This is a genomic window from Saccharopolyspora terrae (assembly GCF_004348435.1).
GTDB lineage: Bacteria > Actinomycetota > Actinomycetes > Mycobacteriales > Pseudonocardiaceae > Saccharopolyspora > Saccharopolyspora endophytica.
The window spans coordinates 41,138-55,103 of record NZ_SMKS01000009.1 but is presented as its reverse complement, the minus strand read 5'-3'; the positions used below and the strand labels follow the sequence as shown (position 1 = coordinate 55,103).

Here is a 13,966-nt window from a genome sequence, read left to right as displayed (position 1 = left end):
TCGTCGCCGGGCGAGATTCGTCCATAGTGGAGCTTGATGATGCGGATCAGCTGGTCATCGGGCCAATTCCGGCGTTCCGCCGGAAGTCCGGGGGAGCGAGAATCTTGCCCGGTGATTCACATACTGTATACTGAATGCACCGACACCTGCGCCTGGCCGCAAGACCAGAGCGGAGATCGATTGTGAGAGTCGCTGTTGTCGGCGCCGGTGCCATCGGCGCGTACGTGGGTGCCTGCCTGCATCGGGCGGGAGCGGACGTGAGCCTGCTGGCTCGTGGGGACAACCTGGCCGCGCTGCGCGCCGACGGCGTGCGGGTGCTCAGCCCCCGCGGGGACTTCCAGGTCGCGCCCCACGCCACCGACGATCCGGCCGAGATCGGCGCGGTCGACCACGTCGTCCTCGGCCTGAAGGCATATTCCTACGCCACCTGCGGACCACTGGTCCACCCCCTGCTCAAGGAGGACACCACGATCATCGCCGCGCAGAACGGAATTCCGTGGTGGTACTTCCACGGACTGCGCGGTCCCTTCGAAGGCCACCGCATCGACACCGTCGACCCCGGTGGAGCCGTCAGCCGGGTCCTGCCGCCACGCCGCGCCATCGGCTGCGTGGTCTACGCCGCCACCGAACTCGACGCCCCCGGAGTGGTGCGGCACAGGGAGGGAACCCGCTTCTCCATCGGCGAGCCCGACGGCACCGCTTCCGCGCGCTGCCGCGAGTTCAGCGACGCCATGATCGCCGGCGGGCTGAAGTGCCCGGTCGAGGACGACATCCGCCGCGACATCTGGATCAAGCTGATGGGCAACGTCGCCTTCAACCCGATCAGCGCGCTCACCGGAGCCACCCTCGCCGGGATGTGCCGCCACTCGGGAGTGCGGGCGCTCGTGGCCGCGATGATGCGCGAATCGCTGGAGATCGCCGCCGCGCTCGGCTGCGATCCGGACATCGCCATCGACCGGCGTCTGGCCGGAGCCGAACGCACCGGTGACCACAAGACCTCGACCCTGCAGGACCTGGAGAGGGGAAAACCGCTGGAACTGGCGGCGATGCTCACCGCGGTCGTCGAACTGGCCGACCTGGTGGGTGCCGAAGCCCCCACGTTGCGCACCGTCAACGCACTCGGTGACCTGCTCGGTCAGCGGCTCGCGCCCGGCGAACCCGCGACGGCCGGGCGCATCCCACGGGAGTGAGCATGTCCGACCGCAGCAGCACCCGGGCCCGCCGCGCGCTCGTCGCGGCGGGCCCGGCCAGGGGCCCGCGATGACGGCCCGCAACCACCGCGACGCCCTCGACCGCGTCCTGCGCAGGACCATCGAGCCGCGAGCCCGCGACACCGATGGTGCAGGGCGGTTCCCGCGCGAGAACGTCGACGCGCTCGGCCGGGCCGGTCTGCTCGGCCTGACCTCGCCCACGCGGCACGGCGGCTGCGGCCGCGGCCTCGGCGAAGCCGTCGAGGTCACCGACCGGGTCGCCCGCGTCTGCGGATCCACCGCCGCGGTGCTGGCCGCCCACTACGCGGCCACGGCGGTGCTGACCCGCCACGCCGATCCCGAACTCCTGCGCGCGATCGCCGCCGGCCGCCACCTCAGCACCCTGGCGCTGGCCGAGACCGGGAACCCCGGACTGGTCCCGGCAGGACGGGCCGAATCGCGCGGGGGAGTGGTCGCCCTGTCGGCCCGCAAGAACTGGGTCGTCTCGGCCGGTGAAGCCGACAGCTACGTCTGGACCGCACCGCCCGCCGGGCAGCGCGGCGGCCTGTCGCTGTGGCTGGTCCCGGCTGAAGCGCCCGGCCTGTGCGTTCCCGCATCGGCCGACGCGGTGGGGCTGCGCGGGAGCGCCACCGCGACCATCACCGCGGACCCGGTCCTGGTCCCCACCTCCGCCGCGATCGGCGAAAGCGGAGGCGCCGCGCAGGAGCTGCTGGAGGTGATCCTGCCCTGGCTGTGCGCCCTGCAGGCCGCGCTCGCGCTCGGCCTGATGCGGGCAGTGCTCGCTCGCGGCGTCGAGTGCGTGACGGGCCCGCAGCCGTCCTGGTCCCGCTGGCAGGCCCCGCCTGCCGAGCAAGCCGAGGTCAGGGCCGATCTGGCCCGGATGCGGACGAAGGTGGACACCGCCGAGCTGGTGCTCGCCGACGCCGTCCAGCACGGCTGGCACCCCGACGGTCTGCAACGACTGCTGCAAGCCCGCGCGCTCAGCGGCGAGAACGCCGTCCAGGTCGCCGAACTCGGCATCAAGGTGTGCGGTCAGCACGCCTTCCGCCAGGACTACGGCGTCGAACGCCGCTTCAGGGACGCCCACACCGCGGCCCACGGTCAGTTCGCGGTGGATCAAGCCTGGGACCACGTGGGCAGAATCGCCTGCGGGAGAGCGCTTTTGGCCTAGAAAGAGGAAAGAACGGCCGCTCCCCACAAGCGGCCGCTCTCAGTCCCCCTCCCTGGACGGTGACGCCGGCGCCGGCGCGATGAATCCCCCATCACTCACCGAACCGGCGCCCGGCCACCCGAGCGACCGCCGATCCAACACCGGACGCCCATGTGCCCCAGGCAGGCAACACGAATGGTGCACGATTCAGCTTTCTCGGTGCTTTCACAACGGAGAAACCGGAGCGTGTGGAGTTGATCTAGTCCTCGGTGCTCTGATCGAGGTAGCTCTTGCGGGTGTGTTCGGTGTGCTCGCGCATGAGGTTCGACGCGGTGTCGCCGTCCTTCTTGGCGATGGCGTCGATGAGCGCGGAGTGCTCGTCCCAGGCCTGCTTGCCGCGGCTCTTGGCGACGGGCGTGTGGTACCAGCGGACTCGGCGGTTGATCTGCGCGGCGAGCTCGTTGAGGACCTTGTTGCCGGACATCTCGGTGATCTTGGCGTGCAGCTCGGCGTTGGCGGCCACCACCGCTTCGACGTCGTCGGCCTTGAGGGCGGCGAGACCGGACTTGTAGATCTGCTTGAGCTCGGCGACGCCGTCCTTGGTGGAGTTCAGCGCCGCCAGCCGGGCGGACTCGGCTTCCAGCAGGGTGCGCACGCCGAGGAGCTGATCGGCCTCCTCCGGGGTGGGGCTGTGGACGAAGGCGCCGTAACCCGGGCGCAGGTCGACCCACTCGTCCTTCTGGAGCCACTGGAGGGCTTCGCGAACGGGCTGGCGGGAGACGCCGAGCGCCTCGGCCAGCTCCTTCTCGACCAGGTGCTGACCGGGTTTGAGCTCGCCGGTGATGATCAGTTCGAGGATGGCCTCGTAGACCGTCTCGCGCAGCGGGACCGGGCGCGCCACCTGGCGGGTGGCGAGGCCCTCGGACAGCTTCGAGGTCAGCGACATGCGGTCAGCTCCGGTTGCTCGTACCGACGGTGGCCACGGGCTCGGCCCGTGGTTTTAGCATACAGTATTCCGGTCGGTGAGCGCGGAGCTGCGAGCGGCGGAGCCGATCCGTCCAGTGTGGACCAGCCGCTGGGCCGAACGGATGGATAACCGGTGTGGTCCTGGACACCATCCTCCGGCCGGACTACAACCACCGGTGCCAGGCCCCAGAGCCGAGGTCCGCGGGGAACGATCCGCTCCCCACTGCCGGAGGCGCCGATGAGCGTGCCCGCGTTGCTCCCGTTCGCAGCGGTCGCCGTGCTGCTCGCAGCAGTGGCCACCGACCTGCTCACCTGCGCCCGAGGGCGCGCCCCCACGCGGCACGACCTGCCCGTGGCCGCAGCCGGAATCGCGGTCGCGCTGCTCGCCGCGGGTGGCCTGAGCATCGGTTCACCGGTGGTGGCCGCGGAGTTCCTGGCGGCCTGGGGATCGGCGTTCGCGGTCACCGTGGACCTGGTCGTCGTGCTCGTGGTGCTGACCCACCAGCTCCCCGCCGCGAAGGGGCTGGTGGTGCTCGCCGTCGGCGCCTCCGCTCTGACCCGGATCGTGCTGGCCGCCACCGGGGTCGCCGGGGTCGCGTGGATCTCCGCGCTGTTCGGGCTGCTGGTGCTCCTCGCCGCCTGGTGGCTGTTCCGAGCCGGTGAGTCCGGTCTGCCGCACGCCGGGGCGCTGAGCCTGGGCGCCATTCCGGCGGCGGTGGCGTTCGGCGCCTTCGCGGTGTCGGCGACCGGCGGTGGATCGGTGGTGGTGCTGTGCGCGAACCTGCTCGCGCTGCTCGGCGCCGTCCGGCTGGTGCGGCTGGCCGCCCGGCTGTGCGCGCGGACGACCGACGCGTCGGTCGGGTTCTCGGCGCTGCTGGTGTTCCTCGGCGTGAAATCCCTGCTGTCCGGGCTGTCCGGGCACGGGCCCGCGGACGACGCCGGAGTCACGGTGCTGTCGCTGGGGATGGCACTGCTGGTGGCGGCGCTGATGGTGATCACCGCGGTGCGCGCCGAGCGTTGACGGATCGTCGTTCGCGAGCCGAAGATGAGCCCTTCGCTGATCAGCCGGGCGGGAGGCGCGTTGAGCACCGGGACGCAGCACACGACAGGTTTCTTCCACGGCCGCACCATCGAGGAGCTCGGCGAGCAGCTGCGCCGCGATGAGCTGCGCGCCGTCGACCTCGCCACGGCCGCGCTCGCCGCGGTCGACGCGCTCGACGGAGAGCTGAACGCCGTGGTCACCCTCGACCGCGAAGGCGCGCTGCGCGCGGCGGAGAAGGCCGACGCCGAGCTGTCCGACGGCCTCGACCGCGGCCCGCTGCACGGCATCCCGGTGGCGGTCAAGGACATCATCGACGTGGCCGGGTTGCGCACCACCATGGGCTCGGCGCACTTCGCCGACCACGTGTCCACATCGGACGCCGAGTGCGTGCGCCGGTTGCGGGAGGCCGGTGCGGTGATCATCGGCAAGACCACCACCCACGAGTTCGCCTTCGGCCCCACCGGGGACCGCGCCCACAACGGGCCCTCGCGAAACCCGCACGACACCGGGCGGATGACCGGCGGGTCCAGCGGCGGCAGCGGCGCGGCGGTCGCGGCCGGGATGGTGCCGCTGGCGCTGGGCACCGACACCGGCGGCTCGGTGCGCATCCCGGCATCGCTGTGCGGGGTCGCGGGTTTCAAACCCGCCCACGGCGCGATTCCCGCCGACGGCGTGTTCCCGCTGTCGCAAACCCTCGACCACGTCGGCGTGCTCGCCGGCACCACCGCGGACTGCCGGCTGGCCTACCGGGTGCTGGCCGGACTGCGGCCGATGCCCAGCCGCGAGCACGGTTCCGAGGTGTCCCTCGGCTGGATCCCGCCGGACCTGCTGCACCCCACCGACCCCCGCGTCACCGGTGTCGCGCGGACTGCGCTCGACCTCGACGGGATCGACGTGCGGGAAGTCCGGCCGAGCGGGTTGGAGGGGATGCTGCGGGCCTTCGGCGCGATCCAGTTCAGCGAGGCCCACGCCGTGCACGCCGAGCGCATCGCCGACGCCCCGCAGCTGTTCACCGACGACGTCCTGGCGATCCTGCGGCTGGCCGGTGAGACCGCCGGCTGGCAGTACGTGCGGGCGCTCGGCGAGCGCGACGACTGGCGCGCCGAGGTCGCCGGGCTGCTCGACGAGGTCGAGCTGCTGGCCATGCCCACCACCAGCGTCACCGCGCCCGAGATCGACCAGCGCGAGATCGAGGTCAACGGCACCCGGACTCAGGTGCGCGGCCCGCTGATCGGGCTGACCCGGCCCTGGAACCTCGCCGGAGCCCCGGCGATCTCGGTGCCCGCCGGAACGGTGGACGGGCTCCCGGTCGGCCTGCAGCTGGTCGGCCGACCGGGACAGGAGGACCGGCTGTTCGCCGTGGCCGCCCGCCTCAGCCGTTGATCGCCTCGGCGATCGCCTTGCCGAGGTCCTCGGTCGTGGCCGTGCCGCCCAGGTCCGGGGTGCGCGGGGCGGTGGGGTCGCCGAGCACCTGCTCGATCGCGGTCACCACGTCCGCGCCCGCCTCGGTCAGGCCGAGGTGGTCGAGCAACATGCCGACCGACCAGATCTGGCCGATCGGGTTGGCGATGCCCTTGCCCGCGATGTCCGGCGCCGAGCCGTGCACCGGCTCGAACGTCGACGGGTAGCGGCCCTCCGGGTTGATGTTGCCCGAGGGCGCGACGCCGATCGTGCCGGTCACGCCCGGACCGAGGTCGGAGAGGATGTCGCCGAAGAGGTTGCTGGCCACCACCACGTCGAAGCGCTCCGGGGTCATCACGAACCGCGCGCACAGGATGTCGATGTGGTCCTGGTCCACGCGGACCTCCGGGTACTCCTGGGAGATCTCGGCGAAACGCTCGTCCCAGAACGGCATCGAGTAGTAGATCCCGTTGGACTTCGTCGCCGAGGTCACGTGCGGTTTGCCGAGCTTGCGGGCCAGGTCGAACGCGTAGCGCATGATCCGGTCCGTGCCGAAGCGGGTGAACGACGCGGTCTGCAGCACCGTCTCGCGGTCGGTTCCCTCGTTCTGGCGGCCGCCGAGCTTCGAGTACTCGCCCTCGGTGTTCTCCCGCACCACCCAGAAGTCGATGTCGCCGGGCTGCTTGTCGCGCACCGGAGGCGTCACCCCGGGCAGCAGGCGCACCGGGCGCAGGTTGACGTACTGGTCGAACACCCGGCGGATCGGGATCAGCAGCCCCCACAGCGAGATGTGGTCCGGAACGCCCGGGTAGCCGACCGCGCCCAGCAGGATCGAGTGGTGGTCGCGCAGCCGGTCGAGGCCGTCCTCGGGCATCATCCGCCCGGTCTTGCGGTAGGTCTCGCAGCTCCAGTCGAAGTGGCAGTGGTCGAACCGCACGCCGTACTTCGCGCCGATCACGTCCAGCACGCGCAGCGCTTCGGGCATGACCTCGTTGCCGATGCCGTCGCCGGGCAACACCGCGATCTCGTACTGCTGCATGGGCACATCCCGTCGCAAGGTCGAGTGGACACGTTCGGGTTCATCTAACGCGTGGGGACATCGGCGGGGAAGGGCCGTGCGGCAACGGTGGCGGAGGAGCGCGTCACGGGCTACCAAGGACGGGTGACCGACGACGGCGCGGTCTCGGCCCTGCGCGAGATCGCCTTCTGGCTGGAACGGAAGAACGCGCCCACCTACCGGGTCCGGGCGTTCCGCCGGGCCGCCGCAGTCGTGTCCGAGACCTCCGACCTGGACCGGCGGGTCGAATCCGGTGGGCTCACCGACCTGGAGGGCATCGGCCGCACCACCGCCGCGGTCATCACCCAGGCCCACCGCGGTGAAACCCCCGACTACCTGGCGAAGCTGCGCGACGAGGCCGAGGTCCCCGAGCACGGCGCGACCCTTCGCGCCGCGCTGCGCGGGGACTGCCACACCCACTCCGACTGGTCCGATGGCGGTAGCCCGATCGCCGAGATGGCCACCACCGCGCGAGAGCTGGGGCACGAGTGGATGGCGCTGACCGACCACTCGCCCCGGCTCACGGTCGCGCGCGGCCTGGCGGCCGATCGGCTGCGCGAGCAGCTGGGTGTGGTCGCCGAGCTCAACCGGCGGCTGGCGCCGTTCCGGATCCTCACCGGCATCGAGGTCGACATCCTCGGTGACGGCAGCCTCGACCAGGACGACGACCTGCTCGCCGAGCTCGACGTCGTGGTGGCCAGCGTGCACTCGGACCTGCGGATGGCCTCGGGACCGATGACCCGCCGCATGGTCGCCGCCGTCCGCAACCCGCACGTCGACGTGCTCGGGCACTGCACGGGCCGGCTCATCGGCGACCGCAAGCGGCCCCAGTCGACCTTCGACGCGCGCGAGGTGTTCACCGCCTGCCGCGACCACGAGGTCGCTGTGGAGATCAATTCTCGACCCGACCGGCTCGACCCGCCCCGCGAGCTGCTGGAACTCGCCCGCGACCTCGGCTGCGAGTTCAGCGTTGACTCCGACGCCCACGCTCCCGGCCAACTCGACTGGCTGGTGCACGGCTGCGCCCGCGCCGAGGAGTGCGGCATCGGCCCCGACCGCGTCATCAACACCCGACCGGCAGCGGATATCGCCAGCTGAAAGCCCCACTTGCGGTTCACTCGGGCGGGCTGTCACCGTACGCGTGAGCCGCCGTTGCGACGAAGCAGCAGGTCCAGGCCCGGTTTTCGGGGCAACGGCACGTCGAGAGCGAGGCGCTCATGCCGGCCACCGAACACGCCACCCCCACCCGGCCAGGCCCCAACGGGCCGCAGAACCTCGAACGCTTCCGCGCGGACGTCGCGCGCATCATCGACGACTACCCGCACCAGCCGGTGTTCCCGCTGTACGTGGAGCTGCGTGACCTGCGCGACCGGGCGATGAAGGTGCTGGAAAGGCGGGTGCCCGCCGAACACGCCCGCGACTGGTTCCACACCACCGGCCTGGTGTGCGCGGCGATGGCCAACGCCGCCTTCGACCTCGGGCACTCGGTGGCGGCCGAGGCCCAGGCGCGCACCGCGTTCCAGTGCGCCGAGCAGGCCGGCAGCGATGCGCTGCGCTGCTGGATCCGGGGCACGCAGAGCCTCGTGGCCTACTGGGACGACCGCTGCCGAGACTCCGTCGAGCTCGCCCAGGACGGGCTGCGCCACCAGCCCGAATCCGGCACCGCCATGGTTCGGCTGGCGGCCCTGGAGGCCCGCGCGCAGGCGCGGCTGGGCGATGCCCACGCCGCCGAACGAGCCCTGACCCGAGCTGAAGAAGCCCGCGAGCAGGTCGCGGAGGCCGACGACCCTGCCGGGCTGATGGAGTTCCCGGTCGCCAAGCAGTACGGCTACGCCTCCTCGACCGCGCTGTGGCTCGGTGGCCAGGTGGGCCTCGCGCGCGCCGAGCGGGACGCGATCACCGCCATCGCCGGTTACGCGCAGGAACCCGCCGCGCGGCAGCGCATCGGCGAGCTGTGCCTCGCGAGGCTGGACCTGGCCGCCGCTCGGCTGCGAGGTGGGGAGCTCGACGGAGCCGTCGAGCAGGTCGACCTGGTGTTGGACGCTGCTGCCGCGCGACGGACCGAAGCCGTGCTGCGGCGACTGCGGCGGCTCGGCAAGGCCCTGGAACGCACGCCGCTGCAGGCGGCCCCGGCGGCGGTGGAGCTGCGCGAGAAGATCGGCTCGTTCTGCGCGGCCCGAGGGGTGTCCCCACTGGTCGGGCAACCTCGTTGAAGCTTGAACTGCTGTTAGGCTCTGGACCGTGAGTGACACGCGCTGGTTGAGCGACCACGAGCAGCGCGCCTGGCGGAAGCTGGCCGCCCTGATGGCGGTCGTGCCGGCCGCTCTGGACGCGCAGCTGCAGCGCGACGCCGGACTGACGATGTTCGGCTACTGGGTGCTGGCGATGCTCTCGGAGGCGCCCGGGCACCAGCTGCGGATGAGCCACCTCGCGCAGCAGTCCAACGCCTCGGCCTCGCGCGTCTCGCACGTGGTGTCGCGGCTGGAGAAGCAGGGTTACGTCTCCCGCCGCAAGGCCGAGGACGACGCGCGCGGCAGCATCGCCGAGCTCACCGACGCCGGGATGGCCAAGGTCATCGCCTCCGCCCCCGGCCACGTCGAGCAGGTCCGCTCGCTGATCATGGACGGTCTCGACGAGGATCAGGTCCAGGTCCTCGATGAGCTCTGCAGCGCCCTGCTCGCCCAGGTCGATCCGGGCGGAACCCTCTCGGTGGCCCCGCCCGGCTGACCCGGCCTCAAGCCGCTTCGTCGGAGTCCGACTGCGGGGCGAACTGCGTGCGGTACAGCTCCGCGTAGTGGCCACCTCGGGCGAGCAGCTCCTCGTGGGTGCCCTCCTCGGCGATCGTGCCGCCGTCGATCACCAGGATCCGGTCGGCCTCCCGGATGGTCGCCAAGCGGTGGGCGATGACCAGCGCCGTGCGACCCGACAGCGCGGTGGCCAGCGCCCGCTGCACCGCCGACTCCGACTCCGAGTCGAGGTGGGCGGTGGCCTCGTCGAGCACCACGATCGGCGGCGCCTTGAGCAGCAGCCGCGCGATCGCCAGCCGCTGCTTCTCACCGCCGGAGAGCCGGTGCCCGCGATCACCGACCACCGTGTCCAGCCCGTCGGGCAAGGTCTCGATCAGCTCGCCCAGCTGCGCGGTCCGCAGCGCCTCGACGAGCTCGTCCTCGGTGGCCTCCGGGCGGGCGAAGGCGAGGTTCTCCCGGATCGTGTCGTGGAACAGGTGCGCGTCCTGGGTGACCACCCCGACGTGCTCGTACAGCGACGCCAGCGACGCCTCCCGCACGTCGATCCCGCCGATGCGCACCGCGCCCGCGTTGACGTCGTAGAGCCGACCGGCCAGGTTCGTGATGGTCGTCTTGCCCGCACCGGAGTGACCGACCAGCGCGATCGTCTGACCCGGTCGGGCGCGGAAGCTGATGTCGTGCAGCACCGGGTGGGCGGGGGAGTTGTCGGCCCGCGCCACCGACTCCAGCGACGCCAGCGAGACCTCGCTGGATGCGGGGTAGCGGAACGAGACCTGGTCGAACTCGACGTCGGAGGCCCCGGCGGGCAGCTCCCGGGCGTCGGGCTTCTCGGTGATCATCGGCTTGAGGTCCAGCACCTCGAAGACCCGATCGAAGCTCACCAGCGCCGTCATGATGTCCACGTGCACGTTCGACAGCGCGGTCAGCGGTCCGTAGAGCCGGTTGAGCAGCGTCGCCAGCGCCACGAGCGTGCCCAGCTGGAACGCCCCGGCCAGCACCAGGCCGCCGCCCAGGCCGTAGACCACGGCGGTGGCCAGCGCCGCCAGCAGCGTCAGCGCCACCATGAACACCCGGCTGTACATCGCCGAGATGATGCCCATGTCGCGGACCTTCTCGGCGCGGCGGGCGAAGCGGTCGGACTCCTCGTCCGCGCGGCCGTAGAGCTTGGCCAGCATCGCTCCGGACACCCCGAAGCGCTCGGTCATCAGCGAGCTCATCTCGGCGTCGAGCTGCATCTGCTCGCGGGTGATGCGCTGGAGCTTGCGGCCCACCCAGCGCACCGGCAGCAGGAACAGCGGCAGCATGACCAGCGAGATCACCGTGATCTGCCAGGACAGCGTGAACATGGTGGCCAGCACGAGGACCAGGCTCAGCACGTTGGACACCACCGACGACAACGTCGAGGTCAGCGCCCGCTGCGCGCCGATGACGTCGTTGTTGAGCCTGCTGACCAGAGCCCCGGTCTGGGCGCGCACGAAGAACGCCACCGGCATCCGCTGCACGTGGTCGAAGACCTCCCGGCGCAGGTCGTAGATCAGGCCCTCGCCGAGGCGCGCGGAGTACCAGCGCTGGGCGAGGCTCATCGCCGCCTCCAGCACGGCGACCGCGGCCACCCCCAGCGCCAGCCACACCACGAGCGAGAAGTTCCGGGGCACGATGCCGTCGTCGATGATGGCCTTGAACAGCAGCGGGTTGACCACCCCGAGCACGGCGGCCAGCGCGACCAGCACCAGGAACGGCACGATGTCGCGCACGTAGGGCCGGGCGTAGCCGGCGATGCGGCGCAGCAGGCCGGCGGACAGGCGTTGCCGGGTGACGGACTTGTCGCTCGCGAACGAGCGCATCGTCGACCAGTTGGCGTTCACTTGGTGGTCCTTCGTGACGTGGTGGTGCTCAGCGGTTCGGGTGACTACATCCTCGGACTTCGTGCTAGGTGGAAGTCAATGCGCCTCCCGGATGTTCCCCGCGCACTTCCTAGCGGACGGTTGGGCACCACAACGATTCGGCCACATCCCACGCCCGGTCGATGCGCCCGGAGAGGTTGATCTTGAACGATGGGCGTGCACTGCGCGGAGTGCCGCCCTGGACACCTTCCGGAGTGCGGCGAGCTCGGCGAACCCGGTCTGGCTGGTGAAGGAGAACGACGACGTGGTGAAGGGCGCGGCCAGGGGCGGTCGAATCGTCGCGGAGCTCGAGGGCGCGCGACTTCCGCTGCGCGTCGCGGACCGGTTCTTCCTCGCAGCGCACAGCGGGGAGAGCCGCATCTCCCCGCGGATCGACGGGGAACTGCTGGCGCTGGGCTGCGCCGGCGGCCTGCTGGCGGAGCTGATCGTCGAAGAGGAGATCGCCCTGACCCCCGACGTGCGGCCCAGCGGCAACGGACGCTGCCCGGACTTCCTGTCCTGGACGGTGCTGCGCGAGGTCCGCCGCGAGTCCGGGCACGACCTGCGCACCTGGCTGGAGTACCTGGCGCAGACCGCGGTGGAGAAGGTGCGGTGCAGGCTGGTCCTGGTCGACGTGCTGCGCGAGGTCCCGGTGTCCGGCGGGCTGCGCGGCGGTTCGGCCGCGGCGTGGCGCATCGCCGACGAGCACCGCGGGAACACCACCGCCGACCTCGAAGAGCTGTTCACCGGAACCGAGACCGCCACCGGCAACGGCGTGATCACCGTGCCAGAACGGCTCGCCGAGATCACCTTCGCCCTGCTGGTGCGCGAGACCGGGGCCCTGCGGCACCTGAGGCTGTCCAAACAGGCGCAGCGCCAGGGTGATTTCCGCATGGACTCCTGGGAATCGCTGCTGCCCGGCACGTTGCGCAGCCTGGTGCACGAGATCGCCGTCGCACGCGGGAGATCCGCCATCACCCCACGCCACTGAGAAGACCCGAGGAGCGCGACGCTTGCCACCTTCGAACGTCTCGGCGGCACTGGCCGGATCCAAGCTGGGCGTGCTGTCGATCGTGTTCTTCACGGTGGCCGCCGGCGCCCCCGCCACCATCGTCGGCGGGGTCTCCGCCAGCGGGTTCGCCGTGGCCGGTACGCCCGGCGTGCCGCTGGGCTACCTGGCGATGGCGCTGGTCGTGGGGGCGTTCGCCATCGGCTACGTGACCATGTCCCGGCACGTCGACAACGCGGGCGCCTTCTACGCCTACATCGCCAAGGGGCTCGGTGGTGCCCCCGGAACCGGGGCCGGGGCGGTCGCCGTGGTGTCCTACCTGATGATCCTCGCCGGGCTGGTCGGCGGGTTCGGCGTCGGCGCAGCGGATTTCGCCGAGCGGCTCACCGGCCACGCGGTGGCCTGGTGGTGGTACTCGGCGGCCGCGATCCTGCTGGTCGCGGCCCTGGGGGTGCAGCGCATCGACGTCAACGGGCGGGTGCTCGCCCTGCTGCTGCTGGCCGAGGTGACGGTGCTGCTGGTCTTCGACGTGGCGTTCGTGGCCGCACCCGCCCCCGGCGGCGTCGGGTTCGGCTCGCTCAACCCCGCTGTGCTGGTGACCGGTTCGGCCGGGTCGATCCTGCTGATCGCCTTCACCGGCTTCATCGGTTTCGCCAACCTCACCGTGCTGGCCCAGCAGGCGCGCGACCCGCGCACCGTCATCCGCGCCGCCTACCTGTCGCTGCTGGTCATCAGCGCGCTGTTCGGGGCCTCCACCTGGGCGATCACCGAGGCCGCGGGGCAGGGCGAGGTGGTGGCCGCCGCCGACCGGCACTCCACGCGCCTGCTGTTCGTCCTGGCCGCCGAACGCCTCCCGGCCGCGCTCGTCGACCTGGGCAACACCCTCTACCTGACCTCGCTGTTCGCCGCCGCCCTGGCCTTCCACCACGTGTGCGCCCGCTACCTGTTCGCCCTCGGCCGGGAGGGGATCGGCCCGGCGTGGTGGGCGCGGACGAGCACCCGCACCGCCGCGCCGGTCGCCGGATCGCTGATCGCGACCGGGGCGGCGAGCGTCGCGGTGCTGGCCACCGGGGCGCTGGGGCTGGACCCGGCCGTGCACCTGTTCTTCTGGGGTGCCACGACCGGTGCGCTGGGCGTGCTGCTGCTGGTGCTGCTGACCTCGATCGCCGTCGTCGGCTACTTCCGCCGCGTCGGCGGGAACGGCTACGGCGCGTGGCCCACCACGATCGCGCCCACCGCGGCATCGGTGCTGCTGGTGGTCGTGCTGGTGCTGGCGGTCTCCTCCTACGGCACCACGCTGGGCGTCGGTCCGGGACACGCGCTGGGCTGGGTGGTTCCGTCGGGCCTGGCGGTGGTCTTCACGCTCGGCCTGGTCTGGGGCGTGGTGCTCAAGCACGCCAGACCGGAGGTCTACGCGCGCATCGGACTCGGCGCGCGGGCGACCGTGGTGCGGATCGGTCCGGAAGAGCTGGTCGGTCGTTGACCGGCGGTCGCGGCAGG

At 71.7% G+C, this 13,966-nt stretch carries 12 protein-coding genes; 9 read left to right on the top strand and 3 right to left on the bottom strand.

From position 1 onward, the window contains the following. Positions 1–182 precede the first annotated feature (182 nt). The gene (locus E1181_RS08525) at positions 183–1,190 is read left to right on the top strand and encodes a 2-dehydropantoate 2-reductase (protein WP_132673418.1); all 1,008 of its coding nucleotides are present in this window, start codon (positions 183–185) and stop codon (positions 1,188–1,190) included. Positions 1,191–1,260: 70 nt separating this feature from the next. Further along, a complete protein-coding gene (locus E1181_RS08520; RefSeq protein ID WP_132673417.1) occupies positions 1,261–2,382 on the top strand; it encodes an acyl-CoA dehydrogenase family protein in 1,122 nt (373 codons plus the stop codon). A 238-nt stretch (positions 2,383–2,620) separates the two neighbouring features. On the opposite strand, the gene E1181_RS08515 is transcribed toward E1181_RS08520, so the two are convergent. Continuing rightward, positions 2,621–3,307, bottom strand: coding sequence for a GntR family transcriptional regulator (locus tag E1181_RS08515; protein ID WP_132673416.1), 687 nt, complete (start codon positions 3,305–3,307; stop codon positions 2,621–2,623). Positions 3,308–3,565: 258 nt separating this feature from the next. On the opposite strand from E1181_RS08515, the gene E1181_RS08510 reads away from it, so the two are divergent. Together E1181_RS08510 and E1181_RS08505 are read left to right on the top strand one after the other, a co-directional pair. Continuing rightward, complete coding sequence (locus E1181_RS08510; protein WP_132673415.1) at positions 3,566–4,348, top strand: hypothetical protein; 783 nt, start codon at positions 3,566–3,568, stop codon at positions 4,346–4,348. Positions 4,349–4,372: 24 nt separating this feature from the next. Beyond that, positions 4,373–5,752 (top strand): amidase, encoded by a 1,380-nt coding sequence (locus tag E1181_RS08505; protein ID WP_132673414.1) that lies wholly within the window; start codon positions 4,373–4,375, stop codon positions 5,750–5,752. Here E1181_RS08505 and E1181_RS08500 read toward each other — a convergent pair. Next, complete coding sequence (locus E1181_RS08500; RefSeq protein ID WP_132673413.1) at positions 5,742–6,809, bottom strand: tartrate dehydrogenase; 1,068 nt, start codon at positions 6,807–6,809, stop codon at positions 5,742–5,744. The genes E1181_RS08505 and E1181_RS08500 overlap by 11 nt on opposite strands. A gap of 123 nt (positions 6,810–6,932) precedes the next feature. Between E1181_RS08500 and E1181_RS08495 the strand changes: the two genes are divergently transcribed. The 3 genes from E1181_RS08495 to E1181_RS08485 all read left to right on the top strand — a co-directional run bounded on the left by E1181_RS08495 (position 6,933) and on the right by E1181_RS08485 (position 9,554). Next, complete coding sequence (locus E1181_RS08495; protein WP_235876625.1) at positions 6,933–7,925, top strand: PHP domain-containing protein; 993 nt, start codon at positions 6,933–6,935, stop codon at positions 7,923–7,925. Between the two features lie 119 nt (positions 7,926–8,044). Continuing rightward, positions 8,045–9,040, top strand: a complete 996-nt coding sequence (locus E1181_RS08490) for a hypothetical protein (RefSeq protein WP_132673412.1) — start codon at positions 8,045–8,047, stop codon at positions 9,038–9,040. 28 nt (positions 9,041–9,068) lie between these two features. Next, positions 9,069–9,554, top strand: a complete 486-nt coding sequence (locus tag E1181_RS08485; protein WP_207922056.1) for a MarR family winged helix-turn-helix transcriptional regulator — start codon at positions 9,069–9,071, stop codon at positions 9,552–9,554. Positions 9,555–9,561: 7 nt separating this feature from the next. On the opposite strand, the gene E1181_RS08480 is transcribed toward E1181_RS08485, so the two are convergent. Beyond that, positions 9,562–11,418 (bottom strand): ABC transporter ATP-binding protein, encoded by a 1,857-nt coding sequence (locus E1181_RS08480; RefSeq protein WP_132673487.1) that lies wholly within the window; start codon positions 11,416–11,418, stop codon positions 9,562–9,564. Positions 11,419–11,704: 286 nt separating this feature from the next. Between E1181_RS08480 and E1181_RS08475 the strand changes: the two genes are divergently transcribed. Beyond that, positions 11,705–12,448 (top strand): GPP34 family phosphoprotein, encoded by a 744-nt coding sequence (locus E1181_RS08475; RefSeq protein WP_235876624.1) that lies wholly within the window; start codon positions 11,705–11,707, stop codon positions 12,446–12,448. 22 nt (positions 12,449–12,470) lie between these two features. Continuing rightward, positions 12,471–13,949 (top strand): APC family permease, encoded by a 1,479-nt coding sequence (locus tag E1181_RS08470; protein WP_132673411.1) that lies wholly within the window; start codon positions 12,471–12,473, stop codon positions 13,947–13,949. Positions 13,950–13,966 lie beyond the last annotated feature (17 nt).

Coding starts and splice junctions, on each gene's coding strand:
- E1181_RS08520 (WP_132673417.1), top strand. CDS start 1,261: ATGACGGCCCGCAACCACCGCGACGCCCTCGACCGCGTCCTGCGCAGG.
- E1181_RS08515 (WP_132673416.1), bottom strand. CDS start 3,307: ATGTCGCTGACCTCGAAGCTGTCCGAGGGCCTCGCCACCCGCCAGGTG.
- E1181_RS08510 (WP_132673415.1), top strand. CDS start 3,566: ATGAGCGTGCCCGCGTTGCTCCCGTTCGCAGCGGTCGCCGTGCTGCTC.
- E1181_RS08505 (WP_132673414.1), top strand. CDS start 4,373: ATGAGCCCTTCGCTGATCAGCCGGGCGGGAGGCGCGTTGAGCACCGGG.
- E1181_RS08500 (WP_132673413.1), bottom strand. CDS start 6,809: ATGCAGCAGTACGAGATCGCGGTGTTGCCCGGCGACGGCATCGGCAAC.
- E1181_RS08490 (WP_132673412.1), top strand. CDS start 8,045: ATGCCGGCCACCGAACACGCCACCCCCACCCGGCCAGGCCCCAACGGG.
- E1181_RS08480 (WP_132673487.1), bottom strand. CDS start 11,418: ATGCGCTCGTTCGCGAGCGACAAGTCCGTCACCCGGCAACGCCTGTCC.